General features: G+C 52.1%; 19 protein-coding genes and 2 pseudogenes. 13 read left to right on the top strand and 8 right to left on the bottom strand.

The annotated features are described in order from the left end of the window. Positions 1–129: 129 nt before the first annotated feature. Complete coding sequence (locus JL05_RS23910) at positions 130–981, bottom strand: alpha/beta fold hydrolase (RefSeq protein WP_033634076.1); 852 nt, start codon at positions 979–981, stop codon at positions 130–132. Positions 982–1,704: 723 nt separating this feature from the next. Here JL05_RS23910 and JL05_RS25505 point away from each other — a divergent pair. Further along, entirely contained in the window at positions 1,705–2,334 is a 630-nt protein-coding gene (locus JL05_RS25505) for a hypothetical protein (RefSeq protein ID WP_139182649.1), read from the top strand. 357 nt (positions 2,335–2,691) lie between these two features. Here the strand turns inward: JL05_RS25505 and JL05_RS25230 are convergent. Then, a pseudogene (locus tag JL05_RS25230) lies at positions 2,692–3,795 on the bottom strand (IS3 family transposase). A gap of 77 nt (positions 3,796–3,872) precedes the next feature. On the opposite strand from JL05_RS25230, the pseudogene JL05_RS25225 reads away from it, so the two are divergent. The 3 genes and pseudogenes from JL05_RS25225 to JL05_RS23885 all read left to right on the top strand — a co-directional run. Then, positions 3,873–4,614, top strand: a pseudogene (locus JL05_RS25225) (primase-like DNA-binding domain-containing protein); the annotation flags it as partial. 734 nt (positions 4,615–5,348) lie between these two features. Continuing rightward, entirely contained in the window at positions 5,349–6,128 is a 780-nt protein-coding gene (locus JL05_RS25075; RefSeq protein ID WP_072010129.1) for an alpha/beta hydrolase, read from the top strand. A gap of 455 nt (positions 6,129–6,583) precedes the next feature. Continuing rightward, a complete protein-coding gene (locus tag JL05_RS23885) occupies positions 6,584–6,802 on the top strand; it encodes a TM2 domain-containing protein (protein ID WP_004930265.1) in 219 nt (72 codons plus the stop codon). Between the two features lie 93 nt (positions 6,803–6,895). Here the strand turns inward: JL05_RS23885 and JL05_RS25815 are convergent, their stop codons facing one another. Next, a complete protein-coding gene (locus JL05_RS25815; protein WP_064581121.1) occupies positions 6,896–7,093 on the bottom strand; it encodes a hypothetical protein in 198 nt (65 codons plus the stop codon). A gap of 564 nt (positions 7,094–7,657) precedes the next feature. On the opposite strand from JL05_RS25815, the gene JL05_RS23875 reads away from it, so the two are divergent. After that, the gene (locus JL05_RS23875) at positions 7,658–8,755 is read left to right on the top strand and encodes a hypothetical protein (RefSeq protein ID WP_033634072.1); all 1,098 of its coding nucleotides are present in this window, start codon (positions 7,658–7,660) and stop codon (positions 8,753–8,755) included. 60 nt (positions 8,756–8,815) lie between these two features. Here the strand turns inward: JL05_RS23875 and JL05_RS23870 are convergent, their stop codons facing one another. Continuing rightward, complete coding sequence (locus JL05_RS23870; protein ID WP_004930273.1) at positions 8,816–9,784, bottom strand: helix-turn-helix domain-containing protein; 969 nt, start codon at positions 9,782–9,784, stop codon at positions 8,816–8,818. 446 nt (positions 9,785–10,230) lie between these two features. On the opposite strand from JL05_RS23870, the gene JL05_RS23865 reads away from it, so the two are divergent. The 8 genes from JL05_RS23865 (at position 10,231) to pqqE (ending at position 16,720) form a co-directional block, all read left to right on the top strand. After that, positions 10,231–10,689 carry a helix-turn-helix domain-containing protein gene (locus tag JL05_RS23865; RefSeq protein WP_033634152.1) on the top strand — a complete coding sequence of 153 codons (459 nt, stop codon included), beginning with the start codon at positions 10,231–10,233 and terminating at the stop codon, positions 10,687–10,689. Positions 10,690–11,161: 472 nt separating this feature from the next. Continuing rightward, complete coding sequence (gene ycaC, locus JL05_RS23860) at positions 11,162–11,785, top strand: isochorismate family cysteine hydrolase YcaC (RefSeq protein WP_033634071.1); 624 nt, start codon at positions 11,162–11,164, stop codon at positions 11,783–11,785. Positions 11,786–11,971: 186 nt separating this feature from the next. Then, complete coding sequence (locus tag JL05_RS23855) at positions 11,972–13,396, top strand: glucose/sorbosone family PQQ-dependent dehydrogenase (RefSeq protein WP_033634070.1); 1,425 nt, start codon at positions 11,972–11,974, stop codon at positions 13,394–13,396. A gap of 104 nt (positions 13,397–13,500) precedes the next feature. Then, positions 13,501–13,578 carry a pyrroloquinoline quinone precursor peptide PqqA gene (gene pqqA / locus JL05_RS25070; RefSeq protein WP_004930284.1) on the top strand — a complete coding sequence of 26 codons (78 nt, stop codon included), beginning with the start codon at positions 13,501–13,503 and terminating at the stop codon, positions 13,576–13,578. 58 nt (positions 13,579–13,636) lie between these two features. Next, positions 13,637–14,548: a pyrroloquinoline quinone biosynthesis protein PqqB gene (gene pqqB / locus JL05_RS23850; protein WP_033634069.1), complete on the top strand. Its 912-nt coding sequence runs from the start codon at positions 13,637–13,639 to the stop codon at positions 14,546–14,548. A gap of 9 nt (positions 14,549–14,557) precedes the next feature. Further along, positions 14,558–15,313 carry a pyrroloquinoline-quinone synthase PqqC gene (gene pqqC / locus JL05_RS23845; protein WP_033634068.1) on the top strand — a complete coding sequence of 252 codons (756 nt, stop codon included), beginning with the start codon at positions 14,558–14,560 and terminating at the stop codon, positions 15,311–15,313. Further along, positions 15,313–15,591, top strand: a complete 279-nt coding sequence (gene pqqD, locus JL05_RS23840; RefSeq protein WP_033634066.1) for a pyrroloquinoline quinone biosynthesis peptide chaperone PqqD — start codon at positions 15,313–15,315, stop codon at positions 15,589–15,591. The genes pqqC and pqqD overlap by 1 nt, the downstream gene beginning before the upstream one ends. Further along, positions 15,584–16,720: a pyrroloquinoline quinone biosynthesis protein PqqE gene (gene pqqE / locus JL05_RS23835; protein ID WP_033634064.1), complete on the top strand. Its 1,137-nt coding sequence runs from the start codon at positions 15,584–15,586 to the stop codon at positions 16,718–16,720. The genes pqqD and pqqE overlap by 8 nt, the downstream gene beginning before the upstream one ends. A gap of 66 nt (positions 16,721–16,786) precedes the next feature. On the opposite strand, the gene JL05_RS23830 is transcribed toward pqqE, so the two are convergent. From JL05_RS23830 to cybB, 4 genes are read right to left on the bottom strand one after another with little or no spacing between them, the layout of a single operon-like run. Then, complete coding sequence (locus JL05_RS23830; protein WP_033634063.1) at positions 16,787–17,491, bottom strand: hypothetical protein; 705 nt, start codon at positions 17,489–17,491, stop codon at positions 16,787–16,789. Positions 17,492–17,507: 16 nt separating this feature from the next. Next, positions 17,508–18,653, bottom strand: a complete 1,146-nt coding sequence (locus JL05_RS23825) for a hypothetical protein (protein ID WP_033634062.1) — start codon at positions 18,651–18,653, stop codon at positions 17,508–17,510. Beyond that, positions 18,650–19,936, bottom strand: coding sequence for a hypothetical protein (locus tag JL05_RS23820; RefSeq protein ID WP_033634061.1), 1,287 nt, complete (start codon positions 19,934–19,936; stop codon positions 18,650–18,652). Before JL05_RS23820 ends, JL05_RS23825 begins: the two co-directional genes overlap by 4 nt. A 53-nt stretch (positions 19,937–19,989) precedes the next feature. Beyond that, on the bottom strand, positions 19,990–20,514 hold the full coding sequence (gene cybB / locus JL05_RS23815) for a cytochrome b561 (RefSeq protein WP_033634151.1): 525 nt from the start codon (positions 20,512–20,514) through the stop codon (positions 19,990–19,992). Between the last annotated feature and the right edge of the window lie 126 nt (positions 20,515–20,640).

Genomic DNA, 20,640 nt, shown 5'->3' with positions numbered 1-20,640 from the left:
CACCAGGTTAATCATGATAAGATATATCATACTGTGCTTTTAAATATTAACATAAAATGCTCAGAAAAGGCCTTAAATAAGGTGATGAAAACCCATGCAAAAGAAAATTTTAATCTTTCCCAAGAGTTGTTAACTAAAGAAATCAAGAAATAACTTTGTTAGCTTTTCTGGTTGCTCTTCTGGAATCCAATGCCCACATTGTTCAATGACCGCCATTTGTACATTTTCAGCAAGTGGGTACATCATTTCGCCCACTCTTTTACCCATTCCATGAGAGCCACCAATCGCTAATATTGGCATGATTAACTTTTTTCGCGCATTTTCACGATTATTTACAGCATCCTCGGGAAATGCACGATAATGTTTCAAGCTTGAGCTTAATGTTCCTGGAGCGCTCATACTTTCAGAGTATTCATTGAAGTCATCATCAGTAAAGGCAGACGTGTTGTAAGATAATTCTTTAATGAAATGGGTTAAGAATATTTTTTCACGGCCGAAAATAAGTGACTCGGCAACACCTGGGGCAATGAAAAAACCGAAATGCCAAAGATGTGGGAATTTTGCCGAGTCTTGCAAAGTCTCAAGGCCTAAACCGGGAATAGCCGCTTCCATCAGGGCAAGTCGTTTCACATCTTCTGGATGAGATGATGCATATTCATACGCAACCATCATTCCAATATCATGCCCAACTAAGTAAATTTTCTTAAAGCCTAATTGATGCACTAATTCATAAATATCTTGTGCCACCTCGCGCTTATTGTAGCCACTTACTGGCTTGTCAGAGTCACCAAAACCGCGCATGTCAGGAGCAATTACAGTAAAAATAGATGACATGCTTTTGATCACATGCCGCCACTCCTTCCAATTTTGTGGCCAGCCATGTAGTAATACTAAAGGCTTCCCCTTACCTGCAATGACATAACGTAACCGGATCCCATTCACTATTGCAGTATGGTAGCTGGGGGCTATATTTCTCTCCATAAATACCTCTGGCTTTAGTTTGAAGTTTTAACATCTATGATAGTGACGTAATTGTTACTAAACAGTTCTAATTAAACTAACCTATAAGGTTAAATTGGTGGGTTAACAAGTAAATGAGTTGATTTCATGATGTTTCCCTAAAACAACCCGCCATTAAGTAACATAGCTAAGTTACAGGGAAGTTCTTCCCCCTTCAGCGTTAATATTACTTGTCAATAAGATTTTATATGTTTTACCATTCAGCGTGTTGCTTGTGATGCTACATATTGGTGCGTTAATGGATTACTGAATTTCAAAGCAATCCTGTTTACTCTAAGTAATAATATTGTTATTGTATATAGTATTTAAATAAATTCTGAGTCATAGGATTTGGAGGCGGTTTGATTCACTCAATATTGAGCCTTATAGGGCTAGCTCCGAAAAGACATGAATATGAAATAGTTGAGAAGCTAGGTAGTACTTATAAAACATTAAAGGTGATAGGGCGAGGTACTGTAACGGTATCAATAGTGGAGGTTGTTAATAATAAAGAGTTTGAGCACTTGCATCTCATCATTGATGAGATCAGGATGAGAATTAACAAATTACCTTAGTCGGTATCATGTTTGTTTTATTGGTTATACCTATATTGGTTAGTGGTTTTTTGCTTATTCATATTCATCCTATATATAAATATAAATTATATCGTTATGAAGGGCAATTTCTTTATCTGAAGAGTGCTTTATGGGGGGGCTTTTATTGCTTGTAAGTATTGGTTTATTGTTGACTACTTCTGGTGAAATAAAAATGCCATTTGTTGAGTATAGGTTTTCTATTATTGATTTTATTTCTGAGACTTTAAACCCCTTTATTCTTGAAGGTGAAAACAAGAAGGCAATTTCAAAAGAATTATCATGCTTGATATTCATTGCTCTATGTACATTAATTATACCAGTGATATGGTCTATATTTCCTACAATTAGACTAATAATAAAATACAAAACTCTTAATACAAAACCATATGTTATTTATGATGCATTAAGAGGAAATTCCTTAGATAGCTGTCTTTTTATATCACTAATAAGTACAAATACGAATGAGGCTTTCATTATGCTAACAATGAAGGACAGAAAGGTCTATGTGGGAAATGTTATTTCTTTAGGGGAACCTAATGAAAAAGGAGGTCCTGAACAGAGTGTGGTTATATCCCCCATTATTAGTGGTTATAGAGATAAAGATACATTAGATATTTTCCTTACCACTAATTACAGTAGGTTGGATGACACTACTAAATTAATCTTAAACAAAAGTGAAATATTATCAGCAATAAATATACCTGTTTTTAAAAATAGACAGACTAATGATTATAATTAGTTTTGTACAACACCAATGTTATTTTATATAACACGATGATTTATAATAGTTAGATGTTTACATTACAAAATAAAATGGTGAATATTTTACTGTTTTTATTTTTAGGTGATGAATTTTGGAAAATGTGGAGTGACCTCTTTCTGTAGATAGTTTCTGTCCTTGCGGAGAGCATTTTTCGAAGATTACAGGATAATACTGTAAGCTTGTTAGGAAATTAGCGGCAGTCGTCTAAGTGATGCCATAGATGCTGAGAGTGATGTTGCTGAAACGTCGTATCAAGCAGGGAATACAAATAACCTGATATTGAATGAGTAATGTGAGGCCGATAGACATACTGAATATGTAAGCGCACCCGTTTTAGTTCCACGCACTTTTTGAGATTTCCGGGGGTTCAGCCATCAGCCGGTACTCTTCCGGCGTCAGGTTGTTCAGGGATTCATGAGGCCGCTCGCTGTTATATTCAGTCAGCCAGCGCTCCGTAATTTCCCGCGTTTCATTCAGGGTTCTGAACAGATAAAAATCCAGTCCGGTATGTCCGATTAAAACGCTCTATAAACGCATTCTGCGTCGGCTTTCCCGGCTTGATAAATTCCAGCAACACACCATGTTCTTCGGCCCATTGCGCCAGTGCCAGTGAGACCAGTTCTGGCCCGTTATCCATACGCATCTTCCGCGGATAGCCGCGGTTTGCCACTATCCTGTCCAGCACTCTCACGACACGTTGCGCCGGGATACTCAGGTCAATTTCGATCGCCAGTGCTTCGCGGTTAAAATCATCCACCACGTTGAACGTCCGGAAGCGTCTGCCGCACACCAGCGCATCGTGCATAAAATCGATGGACCAGCTCTGGTTCATCGCCTCTGGCGTCGCCAGCATCGCCGGATTACGCACCGGCAGGCGCTGTTTTCCCTTACGGCGAAAATTCAATTTCAGCAGGCAGTAAATCCGGTGAACGCGCTTATGGTTCCAGCTGTTACCCTGCCTGCGCAGTAACTGGAACAGTTTCTTAAAGCCGTATCGCGGATAGCGCTCCGCCAGTTCAGTCAGCGCCCGGATCACCGGCTCATCGCGCCGGGTATCAGGCTGGTAAAAATAGACCGTCCTACTCAGCGATAATGTCCTGCATGCCTGGCGTACGCTCATCGAAAACATCTCTTTCACATAGTTGACGAGCTCACGCTTTATCGCTGGTTTTAAAGCTTTTTTTCAATGACGTCTTTTAACGCGCGATTTTCCAGACTCAGGTCGGCAAACATCTGTTCGAGACGGCGGTTTTCGTCCTCAAGATCCTTCATCTTTTTGATATCAGAGGCTTCCATGCCACCATACTTCGCTTTCCAGTTATAGTACGAAGCCTCAGATATTCCCGCTTCGCGGCAGACATCTTTGACGGTACGTCCGGCTTCAACAGACTTCAGAACGGTGATGATCTGGTGTTCGGCAAACCGGGCTTTACGCATGGTGATCTCCTCAGGGACATAATCAGTATGTCGGAAGATCTCTAAAAGTGAATGGTTAGGTTAAGCGGGATACTTACAATACCACCTCCGCCATCATTGATATCCTGGAGTCGGCGCGCGAGCGTGGTCGGCTTCTCGCTGATTATCCTACCTGACCAGGAAAAGTGGAGCGGTGACGGGGCGGGCATCAAGGCCATCACCGGCGGTGATGCGGTCGCCATCGACCCGAAATACCGCGATGCCTACGCGGTAAACATCCCGGCGGTGATACTGGCGGTGAACAACAACCCGATGCAGTTCAGCGACCGCAGCGGCGGCATCTCGCGCCGCCGGGTGATACTGCTGTTCCCGGAGGCTATCGCCCCCGAAGAGCGCGATCCGCTGTTGCTGGCGAAGATCACCGAAGAGCTGGGGGGCATTGTGCGTCACCTGATGCAGCGTTTCGCCATACCCGAATGATGCGCGTGCACTGCTTCAGGCGCAGCAGAGTTCGGCGAAAGCCCTGGAAATCAAACGGCATGCCGATCCGCTGGTTGATTTTTGTGGCTACCTGACGGTGCTGGGCACCCCGGAAGGGATGATGATCGGCAATGCCAAAATCACCCCGGCGAATCCGCGCCGCTATCTGTATCACGCCTACCTGTCGTTTATGGCCGCTAGGGGGTTATCAGCACGTGATAAACCTGACGGCGTCCGGCCCGGCGGTGCCGCAGACGCTAAAAGAGTGTGAGCATGCGCTGCTGAAACGCCGCATCAGGCAGGGAATTATTGAGTGACGAGTGCGAAGCGGGTTGGCTGCCGAAGTGCGGCGCGGTGTGACGATGACCGAGTCGATCGGCCGGGCCGATCAATAGGCAATTATTGATCTGCCGAACCCATTGGACGCTCAATCGCCGCGCCGCTTATAGTGGCAGTGACCCGAATACATGCAGCAACACCAGGGCTTCCTATCGGCCGCTGAACGGCCAATATCATAATGACAAGCGCTCACCAAACCGGCTCAGGCCGGTTTTTTTGTGCCTGCGATTCAAACTGTTCACCCTGTAGGTGAACAGGGGTGTACACCTAGAAGGTGGCTATACACCCATCAATGCATTGAAATAAAAGGATAAAATAAAAAAGTGTATAGGGTGAACAGTTTTCCTATAAATCTCTTTTTAATATGATGAGCACTGGGCGAGTACTAGTTGCTTATAATTTATTCTATGTATTGTGTACCATTTTATTGTGTATAGATATATGTATTCATTGCTGCCTTGTGTTTTTAAAGGTCTTTTAAAACAGCATGATATGCGTTGTATTCCATTCCTATTATCGGCACCACCTCATTTTTTAACTTTTCCTTTCGTACGCTCCGTCACCGACTCTGCCGCAACGCTAAAGCCCATTAATCCGGTGCATGATGCAATACCTGGGCTTGTGTGCCATAAACCGCACAACACACAAACGTCGTAAACGGGAATATGCGTTGCTACGTTGGGACCTCACCGTCTTTTTCTTCTCTGAGAATAAGGCATTGACGCGATTAATTCATTTAAACAAGTGAGGTTGTTATGTGTGAAGATTTAATTTCAAGAACGAAGTGCTTTGTCTTTAATGGTCAAAGATACAGAGTCTTTATCTCTCACCGCAGGGGGACTGGCGGTAATTTGAACCCGCTGTATCTTTTGGATGCTAACTCCCAGTTTTCGGTCGTGACGGAACGTAACAACAGAAAACGCGATGGGGATATTCTTTATATCGGCATTGGCTATCAAGACGGGGTGGATATATTGAAGGCAAGAACCCGTGATTATACGGTTCCCTCAGGAGAGAAAGAGTTTGCGGAGGGGGGCGGAGCGGCAGCGTTTTATCAATTTATTGCCGCATGCGTTAAACCATGGATCGAAGCGCATTATCCTGTCAACGTAGACCAGCAAACGCTGGCAGGCCACTCGCATGGTGGTCATTTTGTGTTGTATACCCTGTTTAATCATCCTGATGCATTTCAAAATTATTTAGCGGCCAGCCCATCCATTTGGTGGGGCAATGGGGCGTTGATTCCTGACGGCAAGTTAACCATTGATGAGCATGTCAATCAGGTCACGCTGATGGTGGGAGAGTATGAAGAAAAACTTCATCCCCAAAGTAATGAAACAGAGAAAATGCAGATCCTTAGAATGAACGCCACGCCTAATCTGCGAGCCAGAAATCTGGCGGAGAAGTTGATCGGTAATGAACAGCGCTGTAGCTTTGTTTTTTGCACCGGGCGGCGCCATCCCGGCGTTATTAAGGATTATGCACAGGTGGCAAACCTGATCGCTGGGCATCGTCCCCAGAATGACGGGCTTTAGAATAGACATCGCGTTATTCAAGATCGATTTTATTGCTGTTAGTCCGGGCTGACGCTGCGAATCCTATCAATGCGAGTCACCTAGATTGCCAGTGGGAAGTCACCAGGGAAAATAAAATAGTCGACAGGATCTGGCCCCCGAAGAGGCAACACGCTTAGCGCGGCGTCAACGGCTGGCGTGATAGTCATGAATGTATGCGAATGATTTAATTTAAAAACAAAAAGATATTAAAGCATTGAGCCTTCGCCGCAGGAATATTCCTCCTCTTGCCGTACGTCTTTTTCCTGCCTTTCCCCGGTTAAACAACCGTTTAATTAATCACTGTTATAATTACCCCTGTTGAGCCTTGATGGGTGAATTTTTTCCTCCTCAAGCATTGCGATGCGGCGCTCTGTGGCGCGGCATCCGTTTTTGGACATGCCGGTGGTTCGGTGAGAAGTAAGGAGAAGTGCACTATGAGCAGAAAAGACAAGCTCGCGGCGGCCCTGCTGGCCATCTTCCTGGGTGGGCTGGGCATTCACAAGTTTTACCTGGGCATGAAGTGGTGGGGGTTGTTCTACCTGCTGTTCTGCTGGACGGGGATCCCGGCGATTGTCGGCTTTATCGAAGGTATTATTTATCTGTTCCAATCGGAAGATAAATTCAACCAGAAATATAATTCTGGCCTGATTTAATGCTTTTATGACGGTGCTTCCTGTTAAGGAACGCGCCGTTTTTCATTCCATTACTGTTTTTTATCATCATCTTACCGTGTATCTCTTTGCTCATCATTTTATTCGAACTGGAGAGCACGCGGGTTGACCATCATAATCCGCCAGGCCCAGCGCGGTGAGATCGGTCGCCAGTTCCATCGGCTGTTTGTCGTTTGGCGTTGGGAACATCGATTTGGCCGACATCATCATGGTGCAGCTGTTGATGGTGTAATCGGTTTTGACCTTCATGCCGATATATTTCGACTCCGGCATTTGCCGGCGACGTCGTGCTGCGGCGCCGGGCTGCCATTTTCCATCACGGCGTGCGCGTGTTCCGGCATTACTTCCGCGCTGCCGGTAGTGGGTTCTGCATCGGCCACGTAGGACGCGCCGCTAAAGGCGGCCACAGAGATAAGGATAATGCCTGTAACGATTTTAATCGTCGCTCCCCAGAATATTGTTGATGAAATATTTTATCGCCCGATAAAAACGGACTTTTTAAATTTCTGCAAGTGTGCTTGCGTGTGTTTGGATACATGTAAATAGTATATCTAAACATAGTCAATGATTGGAGTGTGTACAAATTATTGCGGTTTTTTTTCGCTTTCATTTTCCAGTTTTTTACAAGGAGTAAATGTTATATTGAAATGCGGGGAGTTATCTTTTTACGTTAAAAGCACTCTGTGAAGCGTTATTTATGTGATCTTCATAGTCACAGAAATAATGCTGAAATTACTACCTTTCTATCTAACGGCTAATTATTCATGGCATAGGCTTCAACCCCTTGCGTTTCCTGCGCTAGAATCAGGCGGTTTTCTCTTAGAAAAGGATATCGCCATGGCCGCCTGGGCCCTTTTGATCGTCGGTTGGGTGTTGATTTGGCAGGATCACCCGATTATCGGCGTGCTGTGCATCGCGCTGTTTGCCGTGCTGCAATGGGTGAAGTACGCCGCTAAAGGCGCGCAAGACCCCGCAGAGGCGGCAGAATGGCGCAAGACCGACTGGCATTCGCAGCCGATTGAAATGGCGCACGCCGGCGACAGCGATCGGCAGATTGGCGGCGTGGGGGAGTTGGGCATGGGCGGCCCCAATTTTTGGACGCTGCTGCTGCGCGACGGGGCGATGGTGCATGGCGCCTGTGCCGAGCCACAGGACGTGGACGGCGGCAGGTTGCGCCTGATCCCGACCCGCAGCCGCGAGGGAGAGGGGCTGACGGTGTACGAGCCTGCCGCCCGGGTGATGTACGCGCTGCCCGCGCTGACCGATCGTGAGCAGGGAGCCTTGGCCGCCGGTTCCGCCGAGGCGCTGGCGCGGCTGCGGGTGAAGTGTCGGCAGGTGGAGGCCACGCCGTTGCGGCAGGTGCGCGGTCTGTGGGTGCCGCAGTGGATAGAGGAACCGGCGGATCGTCTGGAGATCACCTTGCCCAGCGGCCGCGCGCTGGCGGCGCGTTTGATGTTGCCGCCCGATCTGCGCTATGCAGACGATCCCGCCGCGCTGCTGCACGCACCGCCTTATGCGTTGTGGCTGGATAACCGGCCGACCGAGCGCTTCGTGTGCGATCTCGAACGCGTGGCGGAATCCCCGGCGGGTGATGCCTTCAGCGTCGGCGGTTGCCAGTTCCGCGGTGAGCATATCGTGGATGGCCTGTACCACCTCTATTTCGCCGGCGAGTGGTTCTGCCTGCTTTCTTATGCGCACAAACCTGCAGGTGGGCGTGGTTCAGACACCACCTTTTTCGTTGAACGGGTCGAGCCGCAAGACGGCGGCGTGTTCGTGATTGAATGGGATGCCTACAGCGTGGGGCCCGACGGGCGTGAGCCGCGCGTGCCGGCCCCGCCGGTCTTGGTTATCGCGGTGAGCTGGCAGGAAGCGCCGCTGCAGCTGCCCACGGCCAATAACCGCGTGACCGTGCGCCTGCCCAACGCTACGGCGTAATGCAACATGGTGAGCTCGCCGGCCTGCAAGGCGCGCGTTAATGCTCACACTTTGATTCGCTTAAGGGCGTTTCTTCCTGATCTTGCCGGGAGACTCGCCAAAATAGGTTTTACACACGCGATTGAAGTGTGAAACATCGACAAAGCCTGCCCGTTTGGCGATATCTGCGATGGAGAGTTCGTCAAATTCTTCGGTATTGAGCATACGTAATGCGGAGTTGGCGCGGTAGTTGATTAACGCCTGGCCGAAACTGGTGCCTTGATTGGCCATCACGCGGTGTAATGTTCTGGTTGAAATGCCGACCTCTCGCGCGATATCCGTTGCGGTCAGAACTAAATTCATGTGTCTTTGATGCAGACTTTCCACGATTTTCTGATAATTTCTATCGCGGCTAAATTTGCGGGACAAGGCATCTTCGCTAACCAAATCGTGATAGAGCAGCGAGAGCAGCATACCGATTTGATCCAATATCATTGGCGGTTGAAAGTCGATTGTGCTCAGATAAGGCGGAGAAATCTGTTCCAGATAGGCGGCTAATACTTTCCCCCAGCCTGAAAGCTCGCTCAGGTTTTGTTCGATCATTTTTTCGGGATTGGCGACCCAGGTGTTGAGCCATTCAGCAGGCAAAGCCAGCGTGCGATTAAGGAAACCCTCCGGCAAAAGTGAAATATATTCCTTGCGCGTATCGAGCAAGATTGCGCTTCCCGCAGGCACGGTGATCTCTTGGCCGTATCGATTAATAAATCGCCATGTGGCGCCGGCATACACGAGGTGGTATTCGTCGCTGGCGCTACGTAGAATATTCTTTCTGTCACGCTGTGAGCGTTTGGCTGAACCATTAATGTCAGTAATGGAGAATTGCCCGGCCTTGAGCGTTGACAGATGGCACCAGAAGCGGGAGTGATCGTCGATGGTGGTTGTAACGCTGATCAGGCTTTGTTTCAGCAGGCGATCAAATTCACTCAGCCGCTCTTCTGCAAGCATGCCGGCAGTTGACCAGTTAAATAAGGAGGACTTGTCCTTTCGCATTGCACCGCTCTCCATTTTACGTTGTCCGTTAACGTTTATTTTTCTCACATTGCCTAAAAAATGACTGTCTGACTGGGAATGTTCCTATTGTCTTCTATTAAAGCTGCACTCCTTTTCCTCTGCGCCGTAAGCCATCATCCTATAATGATAAGAGATAGGTTCCTTCTTAAGATGTAAATATCATAAATTATAGTTGATTGCATCGCTTGAACGGGGATTTATCAGATGATGTTTCTGATGTCATTAAGTTCTCTTATGTAATACAAGGGGGGATTGTTTTAAGGGGCTTAAGTAAACCGCCGTGATGATAATTATTTAAACCGGAATTTGCTTTGGGCGTCACTCAATTGGCTGTGAGTGACAGGTTGCGGGATAATTTGACAGCACATTCTTTTTCTGCCATTGGTTATTTGTGCAATGAAGTTAATTAAATGAGGAGGGAGAAGATGTCTGACGAATTTAACGGAAAGATCAGCGAGCGCGTCGTTCGAGAAATTATTATTTGGATTGATAATAACTTAGGTGGGGATTTGAGTATTGATGCCATATCCAGAAAGTCAGGTTATTCTAAATGGCATCTGCAGCGAGTGTTTAAAATGCGGGCCGGTATCAACCTGGGCGGTTATGTCAGAGAGAGAAGGGCGCTCTTTGCGTACTATGCTTTGACGGAAACGGATATACCAATAATTGATATTGCTTTTATGTTAGGCTTCAATAGTCAACAGGCATTTAGCCGAGTGATTGATAAAACATTCACGCTTTCACCCGGTGTTATTCGTCGGTTAAGCAGAAACGGCACGGTTTCTTTTCCGGCATTGATTAATAACAGCCATTGTTCAACGACCTCCATGAATCCCGCCATGCGGGTCTCTGCCATGGAGGGAATGCGTAAATTATTAATATAGTTAAATTCTAATTTTAATTGACGTCTGGTGATTGCCCCTTTTGCTTTTGATGCCTTGTCACTTTGAGCAAAAAAAATGGCACGTTTAACCCTATTAAAAAGGACGCTCTCCATTAGACTGAAAACAGTGAAATTCACATGGCGATCATGGAAAGGTAACAATTTGATTTTTAAATGTTTTTGTCAATTTTTACCGGATTTTAAGAGCTGATAACCTCCCCTGGTTATATAAGAAAACGTTGATTTTCTTTCAAATTTATTCACAAGACAATTCAATTTTGTTTCAGGGGGAGGTAAATGATTGATGAAGTGGGTTATTTAATCAGCTTTTTGTTAATATTCCGATTTTGTGTCTTCAATTTGCTTCTCTGCTGAAAGAGACTAAAATTGATTCTATGCTTTGTCATCTTTCAGCTTGCCTTAACGCTGTAGTACTGTGCCCAGTCCGTTCAGTCCATTTGAAGGAGTGAGATATGTCAAAGAAATATGTTCGCCTTGATAAAAATGATGCCGCTGTGCTATTGGTCGACCATCAAACGGGGTTGCTTTCACTCGTCCGTGATATCGATCCCGACAAATTCAAGAATAACGTTCTGGCGCTTGCCGATCTGGCAAAATACTTCAATTTGCCTACGGTGTTAACAACCAGTTTTGAGATTGGCCCGAACGGCCCATTAGTGCCTGAATTAAAAGAAATCTTCCCCGACGCTCCGTTTATTCCCCGCCCTGGTAATATCAACGCTTGGGATAATGACGATTTTGTTAAAGCCGTCAAAGCCACCGGTAAAAAGCAATTGATTATCGCCGGGGTCGTTACGGAGGTTTGCGTCGCATTTCCTGCGTTGTCAGCGCTAGAAGAAGGTTTTGATGTATTTGTCGTGACTGATGCATCGGGAACCTTCAATGAAATCACGCGTCATTCCGCATGGGATAGAATGTCTCAGGCCGGTGCGCAGTTAATGACCTGGTTTGGCGTTGCCTGCGAATTGCATCGTGACTGGCGTAATGATATTGAAGGCTTGGGCAAGCTGTTCTCTACGCATATTCCGGATTACCGTAACCTGATGACCAGTTTTGATAAAATGAATGGGAAGTGATATTGACCATTCTCAATGGATGTTAGTGGGAAGGTAATTTGGCATGACGACGATGCTGAACACGTATGCATCATGCCAATATCGTTTCCTTTACCACGAAAATATCCGTGATTGAGCCTAAATCTAAATTTGGCCTTTTTTATTTATATTCATCCATAAAAGTTTCTGGGCATAGGATGGGAAATTATGAATAACAAATTCAGTGTGATGTTCAACGCGATTGCCATATCTCTGATGACCTGCGGTATGGCCTATGCAGCGGATACTTCTCACTCGCCGAAAGGGGAACAAGCGGTTGTTCAAACGGCAGAACCTTTCAAGGCCCATGTTTTGATTAATGGGCTTGATGCGCCCTGGGACATGATTTGGGGGCCGGATGGCGACCTCTGGGTGACGGAGCGCAAGGCTGCGTCAATCGTTCGTATCAACCCGCAAACGGGTGAAAAGCAGGTGGCGATCAAGATTGACGGCGTGCATGTCGGGCCGCAGCATGAAGGGGTATTGGGGCTGGCGCTGTCCCCGAACTTCATGAAGCCGGGAGGGGATAACTATGTCTACGCCTCCTATACCTATATGAATGGCAATGACGAGCACGCAAAAATCGTCCGTTTCGAGTACGACGAGAAAACCAAAAAACTGGGGAATGAGAAAGAAATTCTGGCGGGTTTCCCGGCAGGCAACGATCATAACGGCGGGCGCCTGCGTTTTGGGCCTGATGGCAAGTTGTATTACACGATCGGCGAGCAGGGCCACAACCAGGGTGCCAATTTCTGCAAGAAAATTGACGCTCAGCGAATCCCGACCGAAGCCGAGCTGGCTAAAAAAGATTATTCCTCTTACGCCGGTAAAGTCATTCGCTTAAATGTCGACGGCACTGTTCCAAGTGATAATCCGGTGATTCACGGGATAAAAAGCCATCTTTTCACCTACGGTCACCGTAATCCGCAAGGTCTCGTTTTCGTCGGCAATACGCTGTACGCCACAGAACAAGGGCCTTCATCCGACGATGAGTTGAATATCCTCGAAGCCGGCGGCAACTATGGCTGGCCTCATGTCGCAGGCTATCGCGACGATCAAGCATATGTTTACGCGAACTACTCCGAGGCTAAAAATTGCCCGTCTCTGCAATGGGATCCGAACCATATCCCGGCGGGCGTACCGATCCAGAAAGAGACCGAATGGAGCGCACCTGATTTCAAAGCGCCGTTGAAAACCTTCTTTACCGTAAGAGAAGGGTTTACTTATAACAACGCCAGTTGCCAGGGCGATTCATCCTATATGTGTTGGCCGACAATCGCGCCTTCCAGCATTGCGTATTATCCTGAGAATGGCGTGATAAAAGCTTGGCGCAACTCGGTTATTATCACTTCCATGAAAATGGGGGCATTGTACCGAGTGCCGTTAAATGCGGATAAGAAGGATGTGCAGGGGGATGTGATTAAATATTTCCACACCGCGAATCGTTACCGTACGGTGTTGGTGAGCCCTGATACGCGGAAAATCTATGTAGCGACAGATAATTTTGGCAACGTTATGGATGAAACCAACCATCCTACGCACGATCACAGCAACCCCGGTTCGATTCTGGTCTTTGAATATACCGGGCAGTAGTAGTGAATAAGGGAGATATCTGATGATATCTCCCTGAATTGAGCCGGAATAGAACGGATTTTTTGGCTTAGCTGCCGTTACTTTACATAAAGAGGGTAAACATCATGCTGTTATGGCAAAAACCTGAGTTTGTTGACCTGCGCCTGGGGCTGGAAGTGACGCTGTACATTTCCAACCGTTAATCGCCCGTCTGCCCGCCTTTCGCGCGGGCATTTCTTTCCTTCTTTTTCTGGTTCAGACATGCAGATAAAAGTTCTCGGCTCGGCAGCGGGCGGCGGCTTTCCCCAGTGGAATTGCAACTGCGACAACTGCCGCGGCGTTCGCGACCACAGCATCACCGCCACGCGCCGCACGCAGTCCTCCATCGCCGTCAGCGATGACGGTAAAAACTGGGTGCTGTGCAACGTTTCCCCGGACATTTGCCATCAGCTGCTGGCCTCGCCCGAATTGAACAATCCCGACGTGCTGCGCGGCACCGGCATCGGCGCGATCGTGCTGACCGACAGCCAGATCGATCACTGCGCGGGCTTGCTCAATTTGCGTGAGGGCTGCCCGCATCAGGTCTGGTGCACCCCTGAAGTGCATGACGATCTCAGCACCGGTTTCCCGCTGTTTCCCATGCTCTCCCACTGGAACGGCGGGTTGATTCACCACCCGGTGACGCCCGGCGAACCGTTCCGCACGGCGGTCTGCCCAAGCGTGCGCTTCACCGCCATTCCGCTGCTCAGCAACGCGCCGCCCTATTCGCCGTACCGCGATCGCCCGCTGCCGGGCCACAACGTGGCGCTGTTTATCGAAGATACCGCGCGCGGGGCCGGTCTGCTGTACGCACCGGGCCTGGGTGAGCCGGACGAGGCGCTGATGCCCTGGCTGCGCCGCGCGGATTGCCTGCTGATCGACGGCACGCTGTGGCGCGACAATGAGCTGGCCAACGCCGGCGTGGGGCGCAATACCGGCAAGGACATGGGGCACCTGGCGCTGGCGGAAGAGCACGGGCTGGCGGCCCTGCTCAGCGCCTTGCCCGCCAAACGCAAGATCCTGATCCACATTAACAATACCAACCCGATCCTCAATGAAGACTCCGCGGAACGGCAGAGCCTGACCGCCGCCGGCATCGAAGTGAGCTGGGACGGCATGAATATCGAACTGTAGGGAATCGCCATGACGCAACCACGCCCCCTGACGCCGCAGGCATTTGAAGCGGCGCTGCGCGCCAAAGGCGCTTATTATCATATCCATCACCCGTATCACATCGCGATGCACAACGGCGAAGCGACCCGCGAGCAGATCCAGGGCTGGGTGGCCAACCGCTTCTACTACCAGACCAGCATTCCGATCAAGGATGCGGCGATCATGGCCAACTGCCCGCAGCCGGAAACCCGCCGTAAATGGGTGCAGCGCATCCTGGATCACGACGGCTACGGCGGCAGCGAAGGCGGCATCGAGGCCTGGCTGCGCCTCGGCGAGGCCGTCGGCCTGCAGCGCGACGCCCTGCTTTCTGAACAGCTGGTGCTGCCCGGCGTGCGCTTTGCGGTGGACGCCTACGTCAACTTCGCGCGCCGCGCCTGCTGGCAGGAAGCGGCCTGCAGCTCGCTGACCGAATTGTTCGCGCCGCAGATCCACCAGTCGCGCCTCGACAGCTGGCCGCAGCACTATCCGTGGATCGACGCCGCCGGTTACGACTATTTTCGCAGCCGCCTCGGCCAGGCCAACCGCGACGTGGAACACGGCCTGGCGCTGGCGCTGGACTATTGCGATACCGTTGAAAAGCAGCAGCGCATGCTGGAGATCCTGCAGTTCAAGCTGGACATTCTGTGGAGCATGCTGGACGCCATGAGCATGGCCTATACCCTGAACCGCCCGCCTTACCACAGCGTGACCGCCGCGCGGGTCTGGCACAACCAGAGGCTGGTGTAATGACGCTGAACCCTGAACATACCCCGGTATTCCGCCGTGGCTACCGCCTGCAATGGGAGCCGGTGCAAAACAGCCACGTGATCCTCTACCCGGAGGGCATGGCCAAGCTGAACGACAGCGCCGCCGCCATCTTGCAGCTGGTCGACGGCCACACCACGCTGAACGGCATCATCACGCAGCTGAACGCCCGCTTCCCCGGCGCCGAAGGGTTGGCGGACGACGTGCTGGAATTTTTCCAGCGCGCCTACGAACAAAAATGGGTGACCTTCCGTGACTGAACCACGTGCGCCGGCGGTGAATCCGCCCCTCTGGCTGCTGGCGGAGCTGACCTACCGCTGCCCGCTGCAGTGTCCGTACTGCTCCAACCCGCTCGATTTTGCCGCGCAGGAAAAAGAGCTGACTACCGCGCAGTGGATAGAGGTGTTTCGCCAGGCGCGGGCGATGGGCAGCGTGCAGCTCGGCTTCTCCGGCGGCGAGCCGCTGGTGCGTAAAGACCTGCCCGAGCTGATCGCCGCCGCGCGCGATCTCGGGTTTTACACCAACCTGATCACCTCCGGCATCGGCCTGACCGAGAAGAAACTGCAAACCTTCGCCGACGCCGGGCTGGATCATATTCAGATCAGTTTTCAGGCCAGCGACGAAACGCTGAACGCCGCCCTGGCGGGCTCCGCCAGGGCGTTTCAGCAGAAGCTGGCGATGGCCAGGGCAGTCAAGGCGCTCGGCTACCCGATGGTGCTCAACTTCGTGTTGCATCGCCATAACATCGGCCAGATCGACCGCATCATCGAACTGGCGATCCAGCTGGATGCCGACGACGTCGAGCTGGCGACCTGCCAGTTTTACGGCTGGGCGCACCTGAACCGCGAAGGGCTGCTGCCGACCCGCGAACAGATCGCCGAGGCAGAAGCGGTGGTGAAACGCTATCGCGAGCGCATGGCCGCCGACGGCAAACTGGCCAACCTGCTGTTCGTCACGCCGGATTACTACGAGGAGCGGCCTAAAGGCTGCATGGGCGGTTGGGGGGCCATCTTCATGAGCGTGACGCCGGAAGGCATGGCGTTACCCTGCCACAGCGCCCGTCAGTTACCGATTACGTTTCCGTCGGTGCTGGAGCACGATCTGCAGCATATCTGGTACCACTCCTTCGGCTTTAACCGCTATCGCGGCTATGACTGGATGCCGGAGCCCTGCCGGTCCTGTTCGGAGAAAGAGCAAGACTACGGCGGCTGCCGCTGCCAGGCGTTCATGCTGACCGGCAACGCCGACAACGCCGACCCGGTGTGCGGCAAATCGCCGCACCACGGCACCATTCTGGCGGCGCGTGAAGCGGCGAATCGCTCGCAGATCGGTATCGATCAGCTGCGTTTTCGCAACCAGACCAACTCCCGACTGATCTTCAAGGGATAGCGTTGGTGCTGTCTTCACTGAGATCTGCCGGAACGGCCTTTTGAAAATTACGCCACGGTCTAACGCTTAAGGCAGCACCCTGACTTCGCCGTTGTGCAAGGTCAGCACCGCGATCGGGCTGCCGGAGAAGCACTCCTTAAAGAGCCAGCCGCTGGGACGAAACGCCGCTGCGGGCAGCCCGGCCTGCCACTCCTCCCACTGCGGGGCCGGCTGATCCGACGGCAAAGAGAAAGAGACCAGCCAACCGGCTTCGCAGTGCGCCCTTTGGCCGGTTGGACGGGTGAAGGTATGCGCATCTGCCAGCTCCATCACCGGCGGTAAAACCTCAAAAGCGATGATCGGCACGCCGGCCACGCTTTGCGGCTGAGGGAAGCGCACGGCGGTTACACCGTCCATCGTGATGGGGCTGTCTTCGGTGCCGGGCTGGCGCGGCTCCTGCCGGTTTACCCAGCTTCCCTTTGGCAGGGTGATTTCGCCGAACGGCCTGGCCGCCTCGAGCGTCAGGTAGCTGCGCCGATTCCAGCGTTCTTCCGCCCGCTGGCTCTTGAGATCCTGGATGGCAATGTCGATCAGCATCAGCGCGAACGCTACCGGGTAGATCGCCAGCGCCGAGGCCAATAGATAGCCGCCCCAGGAAAGCGGCGGGCGCGGGCGGCCGCAGCGGGCGGCGGCATATCGCCAGCCCCACCAGGCGAGCAGGATGCCGGCGAGCAGCAGGGCCAATAACAGCGCCAGCAGGCCGGCGACGCCGGCGCCATAACCTAACAGCATGGCAAGTTCCTTATGTTCACGGCGTGGTGGAGCGATAGCGAATGAAGTAGGGCAGCGCCGGGGTCTCCCCGTCATCGCCATAGTGGCTTTCCGGTTCGATCACGGTTTGGCGTGCGTCGTCGCGCCCGTTGTAGCGGTACTCCAACGGCTGTCGGTAGCGCACTTCGGATGAACGCAGATCGAAAATCAGCGAAAGACGGGCATCGCCGTTATCCGTTTGGGCGACCAGCTTATCGTTGCCCGCCCAGAGCTGATACAGCGATTTATCGCCGGTCTCCAGCAGCACCTTCAACTGCCCGTCGGATTGATAACGCAGAAGCTGATACAGTCCTCTGTCCAGCGTTTGGGCGATCAGGTAGATGCCGCCGTCCGGGGCCTGCGCGCTTTCCTCCACGCGCACCAGCAGCCAATGCAGTTCAATCACCTCGCCGGTTTTACCGTTAACGGCGATGTGTAACGCGCCGGATCCGAGCACCGGGTTCATCCAGAAATGCACGCGATCGCCATCAACGGCGGTGAAGATTTCGGGTACGGATTTGCGCTTACCGGAGGCGTAAGCCGTCGGTGAGTCCTCCTCGCCGCGCTCAAAGCCCAGCAGTTGCCGCGCGTCCAGCAGCGCCGGCAGATCCAGCGTCTGCCGCCAATGGGCGCCGAAGTCCGGGCTGTAGAATACGCCTTCGGTGCTGATGAGATACAGCGCGCGTTTTCCCGGTTGCGCCACCAGTTTGCCGCCGACAAAGGAAGGCCGGTTGTCGTCGCCCTCCGGCCAAGGGATCAGCGCCCCGATGGTGCCCCGTTGCACATCGATCAACCGGCGTCCCTCGAATAGAAAAAGCACGCACTCCTGCCCGCCGCAGACCGTACCGTAGATCAAATCGTTAAGTTCCCCCAGCATCTGCACTCCCTTTGGGCCAGCGAACAGCACCTGGTTGACATAGTCGGCTGATGCACGTCTTTTGCTGGTGATCAGCAGAGTGCCGCCCTGAGCCGGGTAGCTGTCGATGAGATCGTAATGGGCTATCGTCGGCAACGCCTGGTCGCCCTGAGTCCATTGCCACTGCGCATAGCGTTGCTCAGGGGCGAGCAAATAGACGCCCAGCGCGCTGGCCAAAAACAGCGTCAGGATAATAAGGGGTCTTTTATAAAGCGCTAACGTCATCATTTCAGCTCCGTCACCTGAGCCTGCCGCCATAAACTGCGGCGCAGATTTCGCAGGTATTTAAACGTTTTAAACGTGCGGTGCTGGTCAAAAGAGTACAGGCGGCAGATCTGGGCGAACCCCTCGATCAACAGCGCCAGGCCGCTGACCATCAGCATCAGCAGCAGAATAATCGGCGGCAATTCGCTGCCGAGACGCTTCAGGGTCCAGGCATCCAGGTGAAAGCCGGCCGGGGTATCGGCGTTATCCACCACCGTCATGCCGATTACAAAACACGCCACGATTGCCCCAAAAATGAAGACAACGCGCGCGCACAGGTTAAGACCGGCTTCGGTGAAGTAGCGGCTGCCGCCGATGAGATAGGTTTGGCGATCGCGATGATTGATGATCCCACGCACTTTGGGCAACTCGGGAATGACGTCGTTCTCGCAATACAGCACCTGCAGCGGATCGCCTTTGGCGATGAAAAGCGGATGTTGCCGACGAAATACCGGATGCAGTTTGGTATTGGGGACATTGAGCGCGCGGGTCGTCAACGCGAAGTGCGTCTCCTTCTGACGCCACGCATACGTATCCAAATACTGCACCTGCCGCGGGATTTCATATTGGCAGAGTTCGTAGTTCAGGGCGTTGACCGTCTCGATGCCGGAGGTCTCGACGCCGTCCGGGAGGGGAGGCGCGGTCTGCAGCAGTGCGGTCGCCGGCACAGCGTCTGCGCGGACGGCCCGGTATTTGATGCCGGGGATTTTCAGGCTGAGCGAGCCGGGCGGTGTGACGTCTTGCCCCAGCAGCACGCGATCCAGCGCCCGGAGCAGGCGCCTGCGGCCGCGGTGCCCGATCAGCAGGAGCTCCGAACCGACGAACAGCGCCATGCCGATGCCGATAAGGCCGGCGATGATGGCGATAAAGAACAGGACGATGGTCAGCCAGGAATCTTCCCCGTCCATGATGAAAAAGGCCGCCGGGAAACCGCCGGCCAGCACCGCGCCCAGCAGCAGCAGGGCGAAGTATTTCAGCTTGTATTTCAGCGTCCTGTCAGGCTCCAGCCGGCCTTTCGTGCCGTGCAGCAGCCAGTGCAGCCAGTAGCTGCCGTCTTGCAGGCGGTGGGCACCGATCTTCACCCGATCGCCGGCGGCGAGCCTGGCCAGCAGATTTTCGCTGTCGCTGAAGTCGTCGCGGTAAAAAAAGAACGTCTGGCCGGAGGCGATGATCCTCACCAGGTTGTCGGGCGCCGTCTGCTGGCAGGCGCATTGTTCGACGGTCACATTAAAAAATTGGGTTTGCATGTCATTCCCTGTCAGTGGGCGTGGCCCGAAAATTCATCCCTGGCGCCGGGTATTCAGCGTTTTTTCATCAGCGGCAGCATGCGCACCAGCGCATTGTCCTTGACGATATAGTGGTGGAACAGCGCGGCGGTGGCATGCAGGCCGATCAGCCAGTAGCCGAATGACGCCAGCGTTTTGTGCCAGCCGATAATCATTCGTGCCTGCGGCCGATCGGCCACGTCGGCGAACGGCATCGACAGGCCGAACAGATACCACTCCTTGCCGCCCAGATAGCGCGAGTACACCCCCAGCACCGGCAGCGTCAGCAGCAGCAGGTAAATCAGGACGTGCATCAGGTGCGCCAGGCCGGTTTGCCACTTCGGCGGTTTGGGCGCGATGGCGGGCGAGGGGTGGCGCCAGCGCAGGAGCAGACGGGCGATCATCAGCGCAAACACCGTTACGCCGCAGCTGAAGTGGGTGACAACCAGCGCGTACCAGGGGGCGCTGCCCGGTTCGGCATAGCCGCGCAGCTCGATGGTGACGCAGGTGATGACCAGCAGGATCGCCACCAGCCAGTGCAGGCGAATTTGCAACGGCATGTAGGTGTTCTGCACCGGGTTACCTTTTGATGTTAAAGGGTCTGTGTGCCGATGGTAACGAAATGTTACATCGGAGGAAAGCGCGTGCGCGCAATTTAGGCAAAACGCCAGGGGTTACGCCGCTTA

The organism is Serratia nematodiphila DZ0503SBS1, assembly GCF_000738675.1.
GTDB classification, from domain to species: domain Bacteria; phylum Pseudomonadota; class Gammaproteobacteria; order Enterobacterales; family Enterobacteriaceae; genus Serratia; species Serratia nematodiphila.
The sequence above is the reverse complement of the archived record's forward strand: the minus strand, read 5'-3'. Positions and strand labels throughout refer to the sequence as shown.